This window comes from Streptomyces sp. SID9727, from assembly GCF_010550605.1.
In the GTDB taxonomy this organism is placed as follows: Bacteria; Actinomycetota; Actinomycetes; order Streptomycetales; family Streptomycetaceae; genus Streptomyces.
In genome coordinates this window covers 25,803-39,368 of the sequence record NZ_JAAGNI010000313.1, presented here as the reverse complement: position 1 = coordinate 39,368, position 13,566 = coordinate 25,803, and the positions used below count along the sequence as shown (strand labels likewise).

14 protein-coding genes are annotated in these 13,566 nt (G+C 72.3%); 3 read left to right on the top strand and 11 right to left on the bottom strand.

Annotation, left to right across the window (positions count from 1 at the left end; translation table 11 throughout):
- Both G3I41_RS21375 and G3I41_RS21370 read right to left on the bottom strand, forming a co-directional pair.
- Positions 1-874, bottom strand: an 874-nt coding sequence (locus G3I41_RS21375) for an amidase family protein (RefSeq protein ID WP_275408435.1), incomplete at its 3' end; no start/stop codon positions are given.
- 114 nt (positions 875-988) lie between these two features.
- The gene (locus G3I41_RS21370) at positions 989-1,342 is read right to left on the bottom strand and encodes a hypothetical protein (protein ID WP_164402009.1); all 354 of its coding nucleotides are present in this window, start codon (positions 1,340-1,342) and stop codon (positions 989-991) included.
- Between the two features lie 273 nt (positions 1,343-1,615).
- Here G3I41_RS21370 and G3I41_RS21365 point away from each other — a divergent pair, with 273 nt between their 5' ends.
- Entirely contained in the window at positions 1,616-2,389 is a 774-nt protein-coding gene (locus tag G3I41_RS21365; RefSeq protein ID WP_164402008.1) for a hypothetical protein, read from the top strand.
- On the opposite strand, the gene G3I41_RS21360 is transcribed toward G3I41_RS21365, so the two are convergent.
- From G3I41_RS21360 to G3I41_RS21330, 7 genes are all read right to left on the bottom strand, one after another.
- Complete coding sequence (locus G3I41_RS21360) at positions 2,352-3,905, bottom strand: NCS1 family nucleobase:cation symporter-1 (protein WP_164402007.1); 1,554 nt, start codon at positions 3,903-3,905, stop codon at positions 2,352-2,354. The two genes, G3I41_RS21365 and G3I41_RS21360, sit on opposite strands and share 38 nt — an antisense overlap.
- A 99-nt stretch (positions 3,906-4,004) precedes the next feature.
- Positions 4,005-5,021, bottom strand: a complete 1,017-nt coding sequence (locus G3I41_RS21355; RefSeq protein WP_164402006.1) for a TIGR03842 family LLM class F420-dependent oxidoreductase — start codon at positions 5,019-5,021, stop codon at positions 4,005-4,007.
- An 11-nt stretch (positions 5,022-5,032) separates the two neighbouring features.
- Positions 5,033-6,433 carry a dihydropyrimidinase gene (gene hydA, locus G3I41_RS21350; RefSeq protein ID WP_164402005.1) on the bottom strand — a complete coding sequence of 467 codons (1,401 nt, stop codon included), beginning with the start codon at positions 6,431-6,433 and terminating at the stop codon, positions 5,033-5,035.
- A 74-nt stretch (positions 6,434-6,507) separates the two neighbouring features.
- Positions 6,508-7,791, bottom strand: coding sequence for an aspartate aminotransferase family protein (locus tag G3I41_RS21345; protein WP_164402004.1), 1,284 nt, complete (start codon positions 7,789-7,791; stop codon positions 6,508-6,510).
- Entirely contained in the window at positions 7,788-8,630 is an 843-nt protein-coding gene (locus tag G3I41_RS21340; protein ID WP_164402003.1) for a nitrilase-related carbon-nitrogen hydrolase, read from the bottom strand. Before G3I41_RS21340 ends, G3I41_RS21345 begins: the two co-directional genes overlap by 4 nt.
- A gap of 171 nt (positions 8,631-8,801) precedes the next feature.
- Complete coding sequence (locus G3I41_RS21335; protein WP_164402002.1) at positions 8,802-9,182, bottom strand: PPOX class F420-dependent oxidoreductase; 381 nt, start codon at positions 9,180-9,182, stop codon at positions 8,802-8,804.
- Between the two features lie 56 nt (positions 9,183-9,238).
- Positions 9,239-9,508 carry a helix-turn-helix transcriptional regulator gene (locus G3I41_RS21330; protein ID WP_164402001.1) on the bottom strand — a complete coding sequence of 90 codons (270 nt, stop codon included), beginning with the start codon at positions 9,506-9,508 and terminating at the stop codon, positions 9,239-9,241.
- A gap of 55 nt (positions 9,509-9,563) precedes the next feature.
- Here G3I41_RS21330 and map point away from each other — a divergent pair, with 55 nt between their 5' ends.
- Positions 9,564-10,331 carry a type I methionyl aminopeptidase gene (map, locus tag G3I41_RS21325; protein ID WP_164402000.1) on the top strand — a complete coding sequence of 256 codons (768 nt, stop codon included), beginning with the start codon at positions 9,564-9,566 and terminating at the stop codon, positions 10,329-10,331.
- Here the strand turns inward: map and G3I41_RS21320 are convergent.
- Both G3I41_RS21320 and ggt read right to left on the bottom strand, forming a co-directional pair.
- On the bottom strand, positions 10,328-10,819 hold the full coding sequence (locus G3I41_RS21320; protein ID WP_239081767.1) for a glycoside hydrolase family 75 protein: 492 nt from the start codon (positions 10,817-10,819) through the stop codon (positions 10,328-10,330). The two genes, map and G3I41_RS21320, sit on opposite strands and share 4 nt — an antisense overlap.
- Positions 10,820-10,884: 65 nt before the next feature.
- On the bottom strand, positions 10,885-12,693 hold the full coding sequence (gene ggt, locus G3I41_RS21315; protein WP_164401999.1) for a gamma-glutamyltransferase: 1,809 nt from the start codon (positions 12,691-12,693) through the stop codon (positions 10,885-10,887).
- Between the two features lie 105 nt (positions 12,694-12,798).
- Here ggt and G3I41_RS21310 point away from each other — a divergent pair, with 105 nt between their 5' ends.
- Positions 12,799-13,542: a hypothetical protein gene (locus G3I41_RS21310; protein ID WP_164401998.1), complete on the top strand. Its 744-nt coding sequence runs from the start codon at positions 12,799-12,801 to the stop codon at positions 13,540-13,542.
- Positions 13,543-13,566: the final 24 nt, after the last annotated feature.

The following is a 13,566-nucleotide window of genomic DNA, read 5'->3' as shown; positions in this document are numbered from 1 at the left end:
GGGGTGCCGAGCCGGTGAGGGTGAGCGGGGGCCGCCAGGCAAGCGCGATGCGCAGCCGGCCCGGGTCGCGGCGGGCGGCGGCCGAGGCGTCGACGGGAGGCGGGCGGTGCGGGTCCTCGGGGTGCGGCCCGGCGACGGCGTCGAGGAGGAGGGCGGCGTCCTCGACGGTCCTGGCCAGCGGTCCGTTGACGGTGAGGCCCTGGAACGCGTCGCTGTGCGGGTGCACCGAGATCCGGCCGCGCTGCGGCTTGATGCCGACCAGGTGGGTCCAGGCCGCGGGGATGCGGACGGACCCGGCGCCGTCCGAGCCGAGGGCGGCGGGCACGAGTCCGGCGGCGACGGCGGCGGCCGAACCCCCGGACGAGCCGCCCGGGGTGTGGTCGGTGTGCCAGGGGTTGCGGGTGGCGCCGAACGCGGCGCCCTCGGTGAACGGCCACTGGCCCAGCTCGCAGGAGTTGGTCTTGCCGACGATCACCGCACCGGCCGCGCGCAGCCTGCGTACGGCTTCGCTGTCGGCGGCCGCCGCGGCCCGCTCCCCGGCGCAGCCGAAGTACGTGGGCATCCCGGCGACGTCCGTGTCGTCCTTCACCGCGACGGGCACCCCGAGCAGCGGCAGCCGCTCCCCCGCCGCGAGCCTGCGGTCGGCTTCGGCGGCCTCGGTGAGCGCCGCCTCGGCGCGCAGGTGGCGGAAGGCGTTGAGGGTGCCCTGGCTCGCCCCGATCCGGGCCAGCGCGGCGGTGACGAGTGCGGTGGAGGTGGTCCGGCCGTCCGCGAGGGCCCGCACACCGTCGGCGAGACCGCGCGGGGCGGGGTTCGGCGCGTCCCGGTCGGGTACGGGTTCTTCGGCCGTTCGGGTGACTGGGGCTGAGGACATGGGCGGCTCGCCTCCTCGTACCGTCAGGTGCGCACGTGCACCAGTCCGCGCGAGCGGGCTTACTGGAGGGTAACGAGTGGGCGCGCCGCCCTCAACCGTTCGGCGCGAAGGTCCTTACGGGCGCACGCTGATCTCGCCGATGCCGGTGCCGAGACCGGCGCAGTGCGCGGTGGACTGGCCGGACTGGCCCGGGGCGAGGGTGACGTGCTCGCCGTCCACGTCGGGTGACCAGCCGCAGACCAGGTGGACCCAGAAGGTCTGGGTGGTGGAACCGTTGTTCCGGCACAGCGCGTAGCCGGTGTAGTCGTCCACGGCGTGCTTGCCGGTGTCACAGGACAGGCCGGGCGGCGTGGCGGCGGCCGGGGCCGCGACGGCGAGGCCGCCGGCCACGGCGAGGGCCGTGGACAGGCCGGTGACGGCGGCCCGGCGCAGCGCGGTGCGGGACAGGTTCCCCAGGGTCTTCTTCATGATGCCCTTTCGGTGGTGACCGCCCGTGGCCGCCGGGGCGGCACGTGTACGGTCGCGTTCGACTCTGGCGCGGGCGGGTGCGGGAGCGGGCCGCCCGCGGTCTGCCTAACCGGCGGCACCGGAAAACGTCACGCCGCGTAGGCGCCGCCCCGGCCGGCGCGCAGGGGCCGCCTGCGCCGAACGGGCGGCGTTCACTCCCCCGGCGTACGCTCGACGGGACCGGAGCGCAGTCATCCGGTAGTCCCCCACGACCCTTCGCGACGAGGAGGCGACGTGACCGGTTCACCTCTCGGCACCCGCCCGGCCGCGTGGGCCGCCGCGTTCCTGATCGGCGCCGCCGGCACCGGCGTCCTCGGCGGCGTGGCCCACGCGGAGGACATCGACCATCTCACCGCCCAGCAGATCGCCGACCGCTCCCGGGACGCGCTGCTCGGCGCGGAGTCCCTGCACGTGTCCACCCGGGGCGGCCTGGGCAAGGGCACCCCGTCCATGTCCCTGGACCTGGCCGTGGACCGGCACGGCAACTGCAACGGCTCGGTGGATCTGGGCCGGAGCAAGGGCTCGGTGCTGATCGTCAAGCGCGGTGACGACGTGTGGCTGAAACCGGACGCGGACTTCTGGAAGAACCAGGTGCCCAACGGCGGCTCGGCCTTCGCGGCGATCGTCGGGGACCGCTATCTGAAGGCCCCCGCCGACAGCCCCCGGCTGCGCGCCCTGACGAAGACGTGCGACCTCGACACCTTCCAGAAGCTCGTCAGCGACAACGCGAACGACGACACGGGCACGCTCAACAAGGGCGCGAGGACCACCGTCGGCGACACGTCCGTGGTCCCGCTGACCCGGATGCGCGGCGACATGACGCTGACCGTGGACGTGGCGGCGAAGGGCAAGCCCTATCCGCTGCGGCTCTCGCTGCACGGCGGGGACGGCACGGACGCGGTGGTGAACTTCTCGGACTTCGACGAACCGGTGCCCAGGAACACGCCGTCGCCCGCCGACTCCTACGACGTCAGCGCCCTGCTGAGCCGGACCTCCGCCCCGTCGTGACGCCCGCCATCAGTGCCACGTACACGAGAAGTGAGGCCGCGAGACCGACCGCCCAGCCGTAGTCCGCGAGCGGTTTCAGGAACGGGATGACGCCGTCCGAGGGGAACGGCCCCTCTCCGGGCTTCGAGTGGGAGCCGCCGATCGCCAGGACGCCGCCGACCGCGAACGCGGCGAGGGCCCGCCAGTTCCAGCCGCCCGTGTACCAGTAGCGCCCGCCGGGCCGGTAGAGGTCGGCGAGGTCGAGCACCGTGCGGCGGACGACCCAGTAGTCGGCGATCAGGATGCCCGCGACCGTGCCGAGCAGCCCGCCGACCAGGCCGAGCCAGGTGAAGATGTACAGCTCGGGCGTCTCGGTGAGCTTCCACGGCATGATGACGACACCGACGACCCCGGTGATCAGCGCGCCCGTACGGAAACTGATGAACTTCGGCGCGAGGTTCGCCAGGTCGTACGCGGGTGACACGACGTTGGCCGCGATGTTGACGGAGATCGTCGCGACCAGGACGGTCACCAGGGCGTAGAGGAGCCCGAAGACGTTGTCGGTGTGGGCGACGAGCTCGACCGGGTCCCAGACGGCCTTGCCGTAGACGGCCTGGGAGCCGGAGGTGACGAGCACCGAGAGGAGGGCGAACAGGGTCATCGTCGTCGGCAGTCCGAGCGACTGGCCCCGGATCTGGGCCCGTTGGCCCGCCCCGAAGCGGGTGAAGTCGGGGATGTTCAGGGAGAGCGTGGCCCAGAAGGCGATCATGCCCATGAGGGAGGGGAAGAAGACGGGCCAGAAGTCCTTGCCCCAGCCGAGCTCCGACGGCTGGTCGAGCAGCGGTCCGAGGCCTCCGGCCTTCACCGCGATCCACACGAGGAGCACCAGCGCGCCGACGATCACGAAGGGCGCGGCCCAGTTCTCGAACCGGCGCAGCGCGTCCATTCCCCGGTGGATGATGGCGAGTTCGAGCGCCCAGAAGAGGACGAAGCACAGCCAGAGCGTCCAGGGCTGCCCGCCGGTCTCGGACGCCTCGGCCCAGCCGCCGAACACCTTGCCCAGCAGCGTGAAGATGCCGACGCCGCCGATCCAGGTCTGGATGCCGAACCAGGCGCAGGCGACCGCCGCCCGGATCAGCGCCGGCAGGTTGGCGCCGCGCAGCCCGAACGAGGCCCGCGCCAGCACCGGGAAGGGGATGCCGTACTTGGGCCCGGCGTGGCCGGTGAGCAGCATGGGCCCGAGCACGACCAGGTTGGCGAGCGCGATGGTGAAGACGGCCTGTTTCCAGTCCATGCCGAGCGCGACGAGACCGGAGGCGAGCAGCCAGGACGGGATGTTGTGGGCCATGCCGACCCACAGGGCGGTGAAGTTGTACGTGGTCCAGACGCGCCGCGCCAGCGGCACGGGCAGCAGGTCCGCGTTGACGAAGCGGTTGTCGTCGGGGACGGCGCCGGGGGCGAGCTCGACGCGGTCGGAGTGGTCGGCCGGTATGGGTTCCGGTGAGGGGGGCGGTGACGGGGGTGCGGTCGATGTCATGGCGGCTGGACCCTTCGCTCGGGGCGGTGCCGTGCGGGGCGGGTGGGGCGCGGGGGGTTGCGTACGACCGGGGGCGCGGGCGACCGGGGTGCGGGGCGGTCAGCCGGTGAGGGCGGGGATGACGGCGGAGCCGTAGGCGTCGATGGTGGCCTCGCGGGCGTCGTGCATGTCGTACACCGCGAACTGGTCGACGCCCAGTCCCTTGAGGTGTCTCAGCTTCTCGACATGGGCGGCGGCCGGGCCGAGCAGGCAGAAGCGGTCCACGATGGCGTCGGGGACGAACGCGGTGTCGGGGTTCCCGGCGCGCCCGTGATGGCTGTAGTCGTAGCCCTGCCGGTCCTTGATGTAGGCGGTCAGCTCGTCCGGGACCAGGCCCGAGTGCTCGCCGTACCGGGAGACGAGGTCGGCGACGTGGTTGCCGACCATCCCGCCGAACCAGCGGCACTGGTCCCGGGCGTGGGCCAGGGCCTCGGGCGAGTCGTCGTCGGTGACGTAGGCGGGGGCGGCGACGCAGATGGTGACCGCGTCCGGGTCGCGTCCGGCCCCGGCCGCCGCGTCCCGCACCGCCTTGATCATCCACTCGGTGAGGTAGGGGTCCGCGAGCTGGAGGATGAAGCCGTCGGCCTTCTGCCCGGCGAGCGCGAGGGCCTTGGGGCCGTAGGCGGCCATCCAGACGGGGAGCCTGCCGTCCTTGATCCAGGGGATGCGGATGGGGTTGCCGTCCACCTCGGCCTCGCGGCCCTCCGCCAGGTCGCGGATGACGTCGATCGCCTCGCCGAGCCGGGCCAGGGTGTTGGGGGCGCGCCCGGCGACGCGCATCGCGGAGTCGCCCCGGCCGATCCCGCACACGGTCCGGTTGCCGTACATGTCGTTGAGGGTGGCGAAGGTGGAGGCGGTGACCTCCCAGGTGCGGGTGCCCGGGTTGGTGACCATGGGGCCGACGGTGAGGCGGTCGGTGTGTTCCAGGATGGCGCTGTAGATGACGAAGGGCTCCTGCCAGAGCACTGCCGAGTCGAAGGTCCAGCCGTAGCGGAAACCGTTGCGTTCGGCGCGGCGCATCAGGCTGATCACGGCCGATGCGGGCGGGTCCGTCTGGAGGACGAGTCCGAAGTCCATTCCCGTTGCTCCTAGTTCAGGTACTGACAGGTGGCGCGTGGGGTGTAGATGCCGTGGCCGGTGCGGCCGGTGTACGTGCGGTTGTCGATGACGACCTCACCGCGCGAGAGCACGGTCTCGACCCGGCCGGTGAGCCGCTTCCCCTCGTACGCCGAGTAGTCGACGTTCATGTGGTGGGTCTCGGCGGACACGGTCTGCTCGGCCGCCGGGTCGTACACGACGATGTCCGCGTCCGCGCCGGGCGCGATCGTGCCCTTCTTCGGGTAGAGGCCGAACATCCTCGCCGGTGACGCGCAGGCGATCTCGATCCAGCGGCGGCGCGAGATGCGGCCGTCGACCACCGCCTGGTGCAGCAGGTCCATGCGGTTCTCGACGCCCGGCATGCCGTTGGGGATCTTCGAGAAGTCGCCCCGCCCCATCTCCTTCTGCCCGGAGAAGCAGAAGGGGCAGTGATCGGTGGAGACGACCTGGAGCTCGTTGTTGCGCAGCCCGCGCCACAGGACCTCCTGGTGCTCCCGGGGCCGCAGCGGCGTCGAGCAGACGTACTTGGCGCCCTCGAAGTCCGGTTCCGCGAGGTTGTCGGTGGACAGGAAGAGGTACTGCGGGCAGGTCTCACCGAAGACCGGCTGTCCCTTGTGGCGGGCGGCGGCGATCTCGGCGACGGCCTCGTCGGCGGAGACGTGCACGACGTACAGCGGCGATCCCGCGACCCGGGCGAGCTGGATCGCGCGGTGCGTGGCCTCGGCCTCCAGTGCCACCTTGCGTACGTCGCCGTGGTGGCGGGGGTCGGTGCGGCCGGCGGCGAGGGCCTGCTCCACCAGGACGTCGATGGCGATGCCGTTCTCCGCGTGCATCATGATCAGGCCGCCGTTGGACTCGGCCCGCTGCATGGCGCGCAGGATCTGCCCGTCGTCGCTGTAGAAGACACCGGGGTACGCCATGAACAGCTTGAAGGACGTGATGCCTTCGCCGACCAGGAGGTCCATCTCCTTGAGCGAGGACTCGTTGACGTCCGCGAGGATCATGTGGAAGGCGTAGTCGATGGCGCAGTTGCCGTCCGCCTTGGCGTACCAGGCGTCGAGCCCCTCGCGCAGAGGGCGGCCGACGGACTGGATGGCGAAGTCCACGATGGTGGTGGTGCCGCCCCAGGCCGCGGCACGGGTGCCGGTCTCGAAGGTGTCGGCCGCGTAGGTGCCGCCGAACGGCATCTCCATGTGGGTGTGCGCGTCGACGCCGCCCGGGATGACGTACTTGCCGGTCGCGTCGACGGTCCGGGCGGCGGTCCAGCCGGCCGCCTCGTCGCTGTCGTGGGCGGCGAGCGCGGCGATCCGGCCGCCGTCGACGAGGACGTCCGCGTGCATCTCGTCCGACGCGGTGACGACCAGGCCGCCGCGGATGACGGTACGGCTCATGGGTAACCCCTCCTCGTGTGCTGGTGGAGCGCGGGTGCGGGGGCCGGCCCCCGCGCCCGCGCGGATGTCGGCGCTCAGCCCACCTCGCGGAGGGCGTCGGCGAGGATGTCCGCCCCCTCTTCCGCCTCGGCGATCGCGAGCGAGAGCGGCGGGGCGATGCGCAGGACGCTGGTGTTGTGGCCGCCGCCCTTGCCGATGAGCAGGCCGCCCTCGCGCGCCGCCTCCAGGACGGCCGCGGCGGCTGCCGGGTCGGCCTCGTCGGTGCCGGGCTTCACCAGCTCGACGCCGATCATCAGACCCCGGCCCCGTACCTCGCGGACCCGCTCCGAGGCGGCGCCGATCGCGCGCAGCCGCTCGATGAGCAGGCCGCCGACGCGGCGGGCGTTGCCCTGGAGGTCGTGTTCCAGGAGGTACGAGAGGTTGGCGAGGCCGGCCGCCATGGTGACCGGTGAACCGCCGAACGTCGAGATGGAGTTGGCGTCCAGGCAGTTCATGACCTCGGCGCGGGCGACCACCCCGCCGATGGACATGCCGTTGCCGATGCCCTTGGCGAAGGTGAGGATGTCCGGCGGCCCGTTCTGGGCGTGGGCCTGCCAGCCCCAGAAGTGTTCGCCGGAGCGCCCCCAGCCCGTCTGCACCTCGTCGGAGATCCACAGCACGCCGTGCCGGTTCAGCACCTCGCGGAACGCGCCGTAGAGCCCGTCCGGCGGTGAGGTGAAGCCGCCGACGCCCTGGATGGGTTCGGCGATCAGGGCGGCCGGGGTGCGGGTGTGGCCGAGCAGGTCCTCCAGGTCCGCGACGCAGGCGGCGGTGAACTCCTCGTCGCTCAGGTGCGCGTAGGGGCCGCGGGTGCGGACGCCGCCGTGCACGTACAGGGTCTGGAGCGGCGAGAGGCTGGTGGGTGACCAGGCGTTGTTGCCGGTGATGGAGACCGCGGAGAAGGACCGGCCGTGGTAGCTGTTCCGCATCGCCAGGATCTGGTTCGACCTGCGGTACGTGGTCGCCAGGAGCAGCGCGGTGTCGTTGGCCTCGGTGCCCGAGGTGGTGAAGAAGACCCGGGCGTCGGGGATGCCGGAGAGCGAGGCGACGCGTTCGGCCAGCTCGATCATCGGGCGGTTGAGGTAGAGCGTCGAGGAGTGGATGATCCGGCCGGCCTGCTCGCTGACCGCCTTGGTGACCTCGGGCAGGGCGTGGGCGGTCATGGTGGTGAGGATGCCGCCGAAGAAGTCGAGGTAGCGGTTGCCGTCGGCGTCCCAGACGTGGCGGCCCTCGCCGTGCGTGATCTCCAGCGGGTGGCGGTAGTAGAGCGCCAGCCAGTCGGGGCTGACGGCGAGGTGGCGGTGGTGGAGGCTGCTCACGGCTCGACCAGCCCCTCGTACGCGTCGGGGCGGCGGTCCCGGTAGAACGCCCACTGCTGCCGGACCTCTTCGATGAGCCCGAAGTCCAGCTCGCGGACGAGGAGTTCCTCCTCCTTGTCGCTGGCGACGTCGCCGACGAACTGGCCGCGCGGGTCCACGAAGTAGCTGGTGCCGTAGAAGTCGTTGTCGCCGTACTCCTCCTGGCCGACGCGGTTGATCGCGGCGATGAAGTACTCGTTGGCGACGGCGGAAGCGGGCTGTTCCAGCTGCCACAGATGGGCGGAGAGGCCGCGCGAGGTGGCGGACGGGTTGTAGACCAATTGGGCCCCGTTGAGGCCCAGTTGCCGCCAGCCCTCGGGGAAGTGCCGGTCGTAGCAGATGTAGACGCCGACCTTGCCGACGGCGGTGTCGAAGACCGGCCAGCCGGCGTTGCCGGGTTTGAAGTAGTACTTCTCCCAGAAGCCCTTGACCTGCGGGATGTGGTGCTTGCGGTACTTGCCGAGGTAGGAGCCGTCGGCGTCGATCACGGCGGCGGTGTTGTAGTAGAAGCCGGACCGCTCCAGTTCGAAGACCGGGACGACGATCACCATGCCGGTCTCGCGGGCCAGGTCCCGCATCCGCCGCACGGTCGGCCCGTCCGGCACCGCCTCGGCCCAGCGGTAGTGCTCGGGCTCCTGCACCTGGCAGAAGTAAGGGGCGTTGAACACTTCCTGGAAGCCGATGATCTTCGCCCCCTGCCGGGCGGCCTCGCGGGCGTGCTCCTCGTGCTTGGCGATCATGGATTCGGTGTCGCCGGTCCAGGTCGCCTGGACGAGTGCGGCGCGTACGACGTGGGACATGAGCTGCTCCTTCGACGCGGCGTCAGAGAGCCTCTTCGTGCTTCTACGCCCGTAGACACGTGCGTAGGTGAGAACGTAAGCCCCGTCACACGGCGGGGCAAGACCATCGCCGTGAACCAGCTGAGTCGATCATGTTTCACACCCGTGCGGGCCAGCGCGGGACGCCGCGCGTCAGAGCGTGATGGCGATCCCCGTGTGCGGGCGTTTGCCGAGCCGGACGATCATCGCCGGGTAGTCGAGCAGCCAGTACTTCCAGGTGTACTTGCGCCCTATCGCACGGCGCACGGCGGCCGTCTCGCGCTCGCCGAGCAGCCTGGCGGTGCCCTCGGCGCTCGGGGCGCCCTCCTCGGTCCGCCCGCGCACGTCGCAGACGGTGACGCGGACCCGGTTGTCGTTGCGCAGCCGCTTGACCTTCCAGGAGTCGGTCTTGGTCCAGACGAGCAGTTCACCGCCGTCGGCCACCGCCCAGACGGGAGTGGCGACGGGAGTCCCGTCCTTGCGGTACGTGGTGAGGCTGACGTACTCACTGCGCGCGAAGTCCTGGAGGCTCATGGCCCCCAGACTATGCGCGGGGCGCAAGCGGGGCGCGAGGCCGGGCGTATCCGGCGCTAACCGGCGAGCGGCACCGACGCCGGTTCCGGGGCGCAGCGCAGCAGGAGTTCGTCCATGGAGAGGCCGAGCGCGCCGGCCAGGGCGGCGACGGTGAAGAACGCGGGGGTGGGGGCGCGGCCGGTCTCGATCTTCCGCAGGGTCTCGGCGGAGATGCCGGCGTGGGCGGCGATGTCGGTCATGCTGCGGGCGCCGCGCGCCTCGCGCAGCAGCAGGCCGAGCCGTTCGCCGCGCAGGCGCTCTTCGGGGGTCAGGGGGGTACGGACCATGCCGTCATTCTAATACCGCCCGGACCGGTATAGTAATTGCGGTATTGTAATTGGCATGGTGCAACTCAAGACGGACACATCCATCGAAGCCATGCGTGCCACCGGCCGCGTCGTCGCACGCATGCTCACCGCCGCCCGGGAGGCGGCCGATATCGGCGTCTCGCTGCGCGAACTGGACGAGGTGGCGCGCGGAGTGCTGCGCGAGGCCGGGGCCGGCTCGCCGTTCCTGGGCTACCGGCCGCACTTCGCCCCGGTCCCCTTCCCCGCGGTCATCTGCGCGTCGGTCAACGACGCGATCGTGCACGGCATCCCGACGGACTACCGGCTGCGCGACGGCGACCTGGTGAGCATCGACGCGGGCGCCACCCTGGACGGCTGGGCCGGCGACTCCGCGATCAGCTTCACCGTGGGCCGCGCCCGCCCCGCCGACACCCGGCTCGTCGACACCGCGTACAAGGCGCTGGAAGCGGGCATCGCGGCCGCCACCGTGGGCAACCGGATCGGTGACATCGCGCACGCCATCGGCACGGTCTGCCGCACCGCCGGCTACGGCATCCCGGAGGGGTTCGGCGGGCACGGCGTGGGCCGCGAGATGCACGAGGACCCGGGGGTGCCCAACGAGGGCCGGCGGGGGCGCGGGATGCCGCTGCGCCACGGCATGGTGCTGGCCATCGAGCCGATGCTGATCGGGGGCGGCGTGGACACGTACCGCGCGGACCGCGACGGCTGGACCCTGCGCACGACGGACGGCAGCCGGGCAGCGCACGCCGAGCACACGGTGGCGATCACGGACGACGGCCCGCGCATCCTGACCGCGCTCTAGGCGTACGCACCTGTCCGGCGGATCTCCGCGGAACAGCCCTCTGTCCGGCGGTTCTCCGCGGGACAGCCCCCAGCCCCCGCGCACGGACTCCTCGGCCGGGACCCGCCCCTCACGCACGGCTGCCTCGTGGTCCTCGACCGGTGACACCCGGGAGCCTTGAACAGGATGCAGGTGACGTCCGAGGGCGCTCCGCCGCTGCTCGGGTCGGGGTCGACGCCGAGCGACTCCGCGGTGGCGTACGAGGCTTCGCCGATGACGCGCTCCGGGCCGACGTCGCCGACGACCGCGTACTCCGCCTTCTCGCCGCGCGCGACGGCGACCACCCCGCCGCACCGGATGCCGGGCTTCGCGTAGTCCCAGATGCCGGAGGGCGCGGGAGCGGCGGGGGCGGGGCCCGGCTCCCCCGCCACCGCGAGGGGGGCGGGGGCCGGTGCGCCGGCGGTGAGCAGCGCGGCACCGGAGGCCGTGACGAGGGCAAGCGTTCGCATACGCACGAGGGGAGCGCCCTTCCGGCGAGGAGATGGTCGTGCCGCGCCCCCTGTGAGGTGTGCGGTCAGGGCCGCCCGCTCGGCCTCACCACCATCGCCGAGCCGCCGCCGCGCCGTTCCTTCTCGGCCGCGGCGAGCCACCGCCCGTCGGGCAGCCGCTGCACGCCGGTCGCCGCGCCGATCTCCGGGTTGAGCTTGAAGACGTGACCCAGGGATTCCAGCTTCGCCCGCAGCGGGCTGTTCCAGAGGGCCGGTTCCAGCTCGGTCGCCGGGGCGTTGCGCTGGCTGGCCCGGGGTGCGGCGATGGCGTCGACCAGCGGGAGCCCGCGGTCCAGCTTGCCGGTCAGCGTCTGGAGCACGGTGGTGATGATGGTCGCGCCGCCGGGCGAGCCCAGGGCGAGGACCGGCTCGCCGTGCCGGAGCACGATGGTCGGCGAGATCGAGGAGCGCGGGCGCTTGCCCGGGCCCGGGAGGTTCGGGTCGTGGACGGCGGGGTCGGCCGGCGCGAAGGAGAAGTCGGTCAGCTCGTTGTTGAGCAGGAAGCCGCGTCCCGGCACGGTGATCCCGCTGCCGCCGGTCTGCTCGATGGTCAGGGTGTACGCGACGACGTTGCCCCACTTGTCGGCGGTCGTCAGGTGCGTGGTGTTCTCGCCCTCGTACGTGCTCGGCGCCGCCTTCCCCGTGGACCGGCAGGCGCCGGGGTGGCGCGGGTCGCCCGGTGCGAGCGGGCTGGTCAGCACCGCGTCGTCCTTGATCAGGCACGCCCGCGCGTCCGCGAACCGCTGGCTGAGGAGGCCCTGCGTCGGCACGTCCTCGAACGCGGGGTCGCCGACCCAGCGGCCCCGGTCGGCGAACGCGATGCGGCTCGCCTCGATGTAACGGTGCAGGTACCGGGCCTCGCTCGCCCGCGAGAGGTCCGTGGACTCCAGGATGTTGAGGGCCTCGCCCACCGTCGTGCCACCGGACGAGGAGGGGGCCATGCCGTACACGTCGAGCCCCCGGTAGTTCACCTTCGTCGGCGCCTGGCGCAGCGCGCGGTAGGAGCGCAGGTCCTGGGCGGTCAGGTCGCCGGGGCGCACCACCCGGTCGGACGCCGGGTCGACGGGCGGGTTGCGTACGGTCCGTACGACGTCCCGGGCGAGCTCGCCCCGGTAGAGCTCGTCCACGCCCTTGCGGCCGACCTCCTCGTAGGTGCGCGCCAGGTCCGGGTTCCTGAGGACCGAGCCGACCACGGGGAGCTTCCCGCCGGGCAGGAAGAGTGCGCGGGTGGCCGGGAAGTCCCGGAAGCGCTCCTCGTTCCCGGCCGTCTGCGAGCGGAACGTTTCGTCTACGACGAAGCCGTCCCGGGCGATCCGCTCGGCGGGCTTGAGGACCTGCCGGAGCGACTTGCTGCCCCAGGCGTTCAGGGCGGTGTCCCAGGTGGCGGGGGTGCCGGGCGTGCCGACGCCCAGCCCGCTGGTCACGGCATCGGCGAAGGCGAGCGGCTTGCCGTTCTCCAGGAAGAGGGAGGAGTCGGCGCTGCGCGGTGCGGTCTCGCGGCCGTCGATGGTGCGGACGGTGTGGCTGCGGGCGTCGTAGTAGACGAAGTAGCCACCGCCGCCGAGCCCCGCCGAGTACGGTTCCGTGACGCCGAGTGCGGCGGCCGTGGCCACGGCGGCGTCGACCGCGTTGCCGCCCTTGCGCAGCACCTCGATACCGGCGGCCGTGGCGTCCGCGTCGACGCTGGAGACCGCTCCCCCGTATCCCACCGCGACGGGTGACTTGGGCGGTGGCGCCGAGGGGTGGGCGGACGAGGACGGGGCGGCGGCCCCGACCGACACGACGGCGGCCAGGATCGCCGCCAACGACACATTTCGCCTGATGGAACGTCGCATGCGCAACCTCCGGTGAAGGATCGTCCGCGCAGGGTAACGCCGCCCCGGTCCTCCCGTCAGGACCGCCTCGGACGTGAGGCCGAATGCCCGCTAACATGCCCGCCCATGACTGACGACGTACGCAACATCGTGCTGGGCGTGATAGCCGCCGGCATCAGCGCCGCCCTCGGCTGGATCGCGCGAACCTATCTCTGGCGTCGCAGGCTCCGCCGCAAGCAGGCGTTCTTCGGGCTGCCGGGCAACTCCGAGTGCCTGCTCGTCGTCAACCGCGACGCGGGCGGCGACGGCTCGGTCCACCGCCACGACGTGTTCGCCCTGCTGGAGCTCTCCGCACTGATCAAGGACTGCGCGGCGCACGCCCAGATCCTGTCCCACGACGTCGCGCAGCAGGGCATCGGCGAGCGGACCGAATTCTGCGTCGGGGGGCCGGTGTCGAACCGCCGGATGGCCGCGCACCTGCACTCGCTGCTGCCCGGGGTGCGGATCAACACAGATCCGGAACCCGGCCCCGACCGGGGCGCCTTCCAGATCGGCTCGGAGCGCTACCGGGTCGAGAAGGGCGTCGGCGAGTACGTGCTGCTGGCCCGGCTGACGGCCGGTCAGAACGGCAGACCGGTCTTCCTCTTCTGCGGCCAGCAGGCCATCACCAACCAGGCCGCCACCCGCTACCTGGCCCGCAACCACGAACGGCTTGCCCGCAAGCACGGCGACACCACCTTCTGCCTGCTCCTGAAGGTGGTCAACTCCCAGGCGTACGGCCCGGATGTGGTCGAGCTCGTCGCGGACGTCACCCGCGCGGCCCAGGCCCCGGTCCCCGCGCCGCGCACCTCGCACCGCGCGGGGACCTGAGCCGCGCGGTGCGGGCCGGCAGCC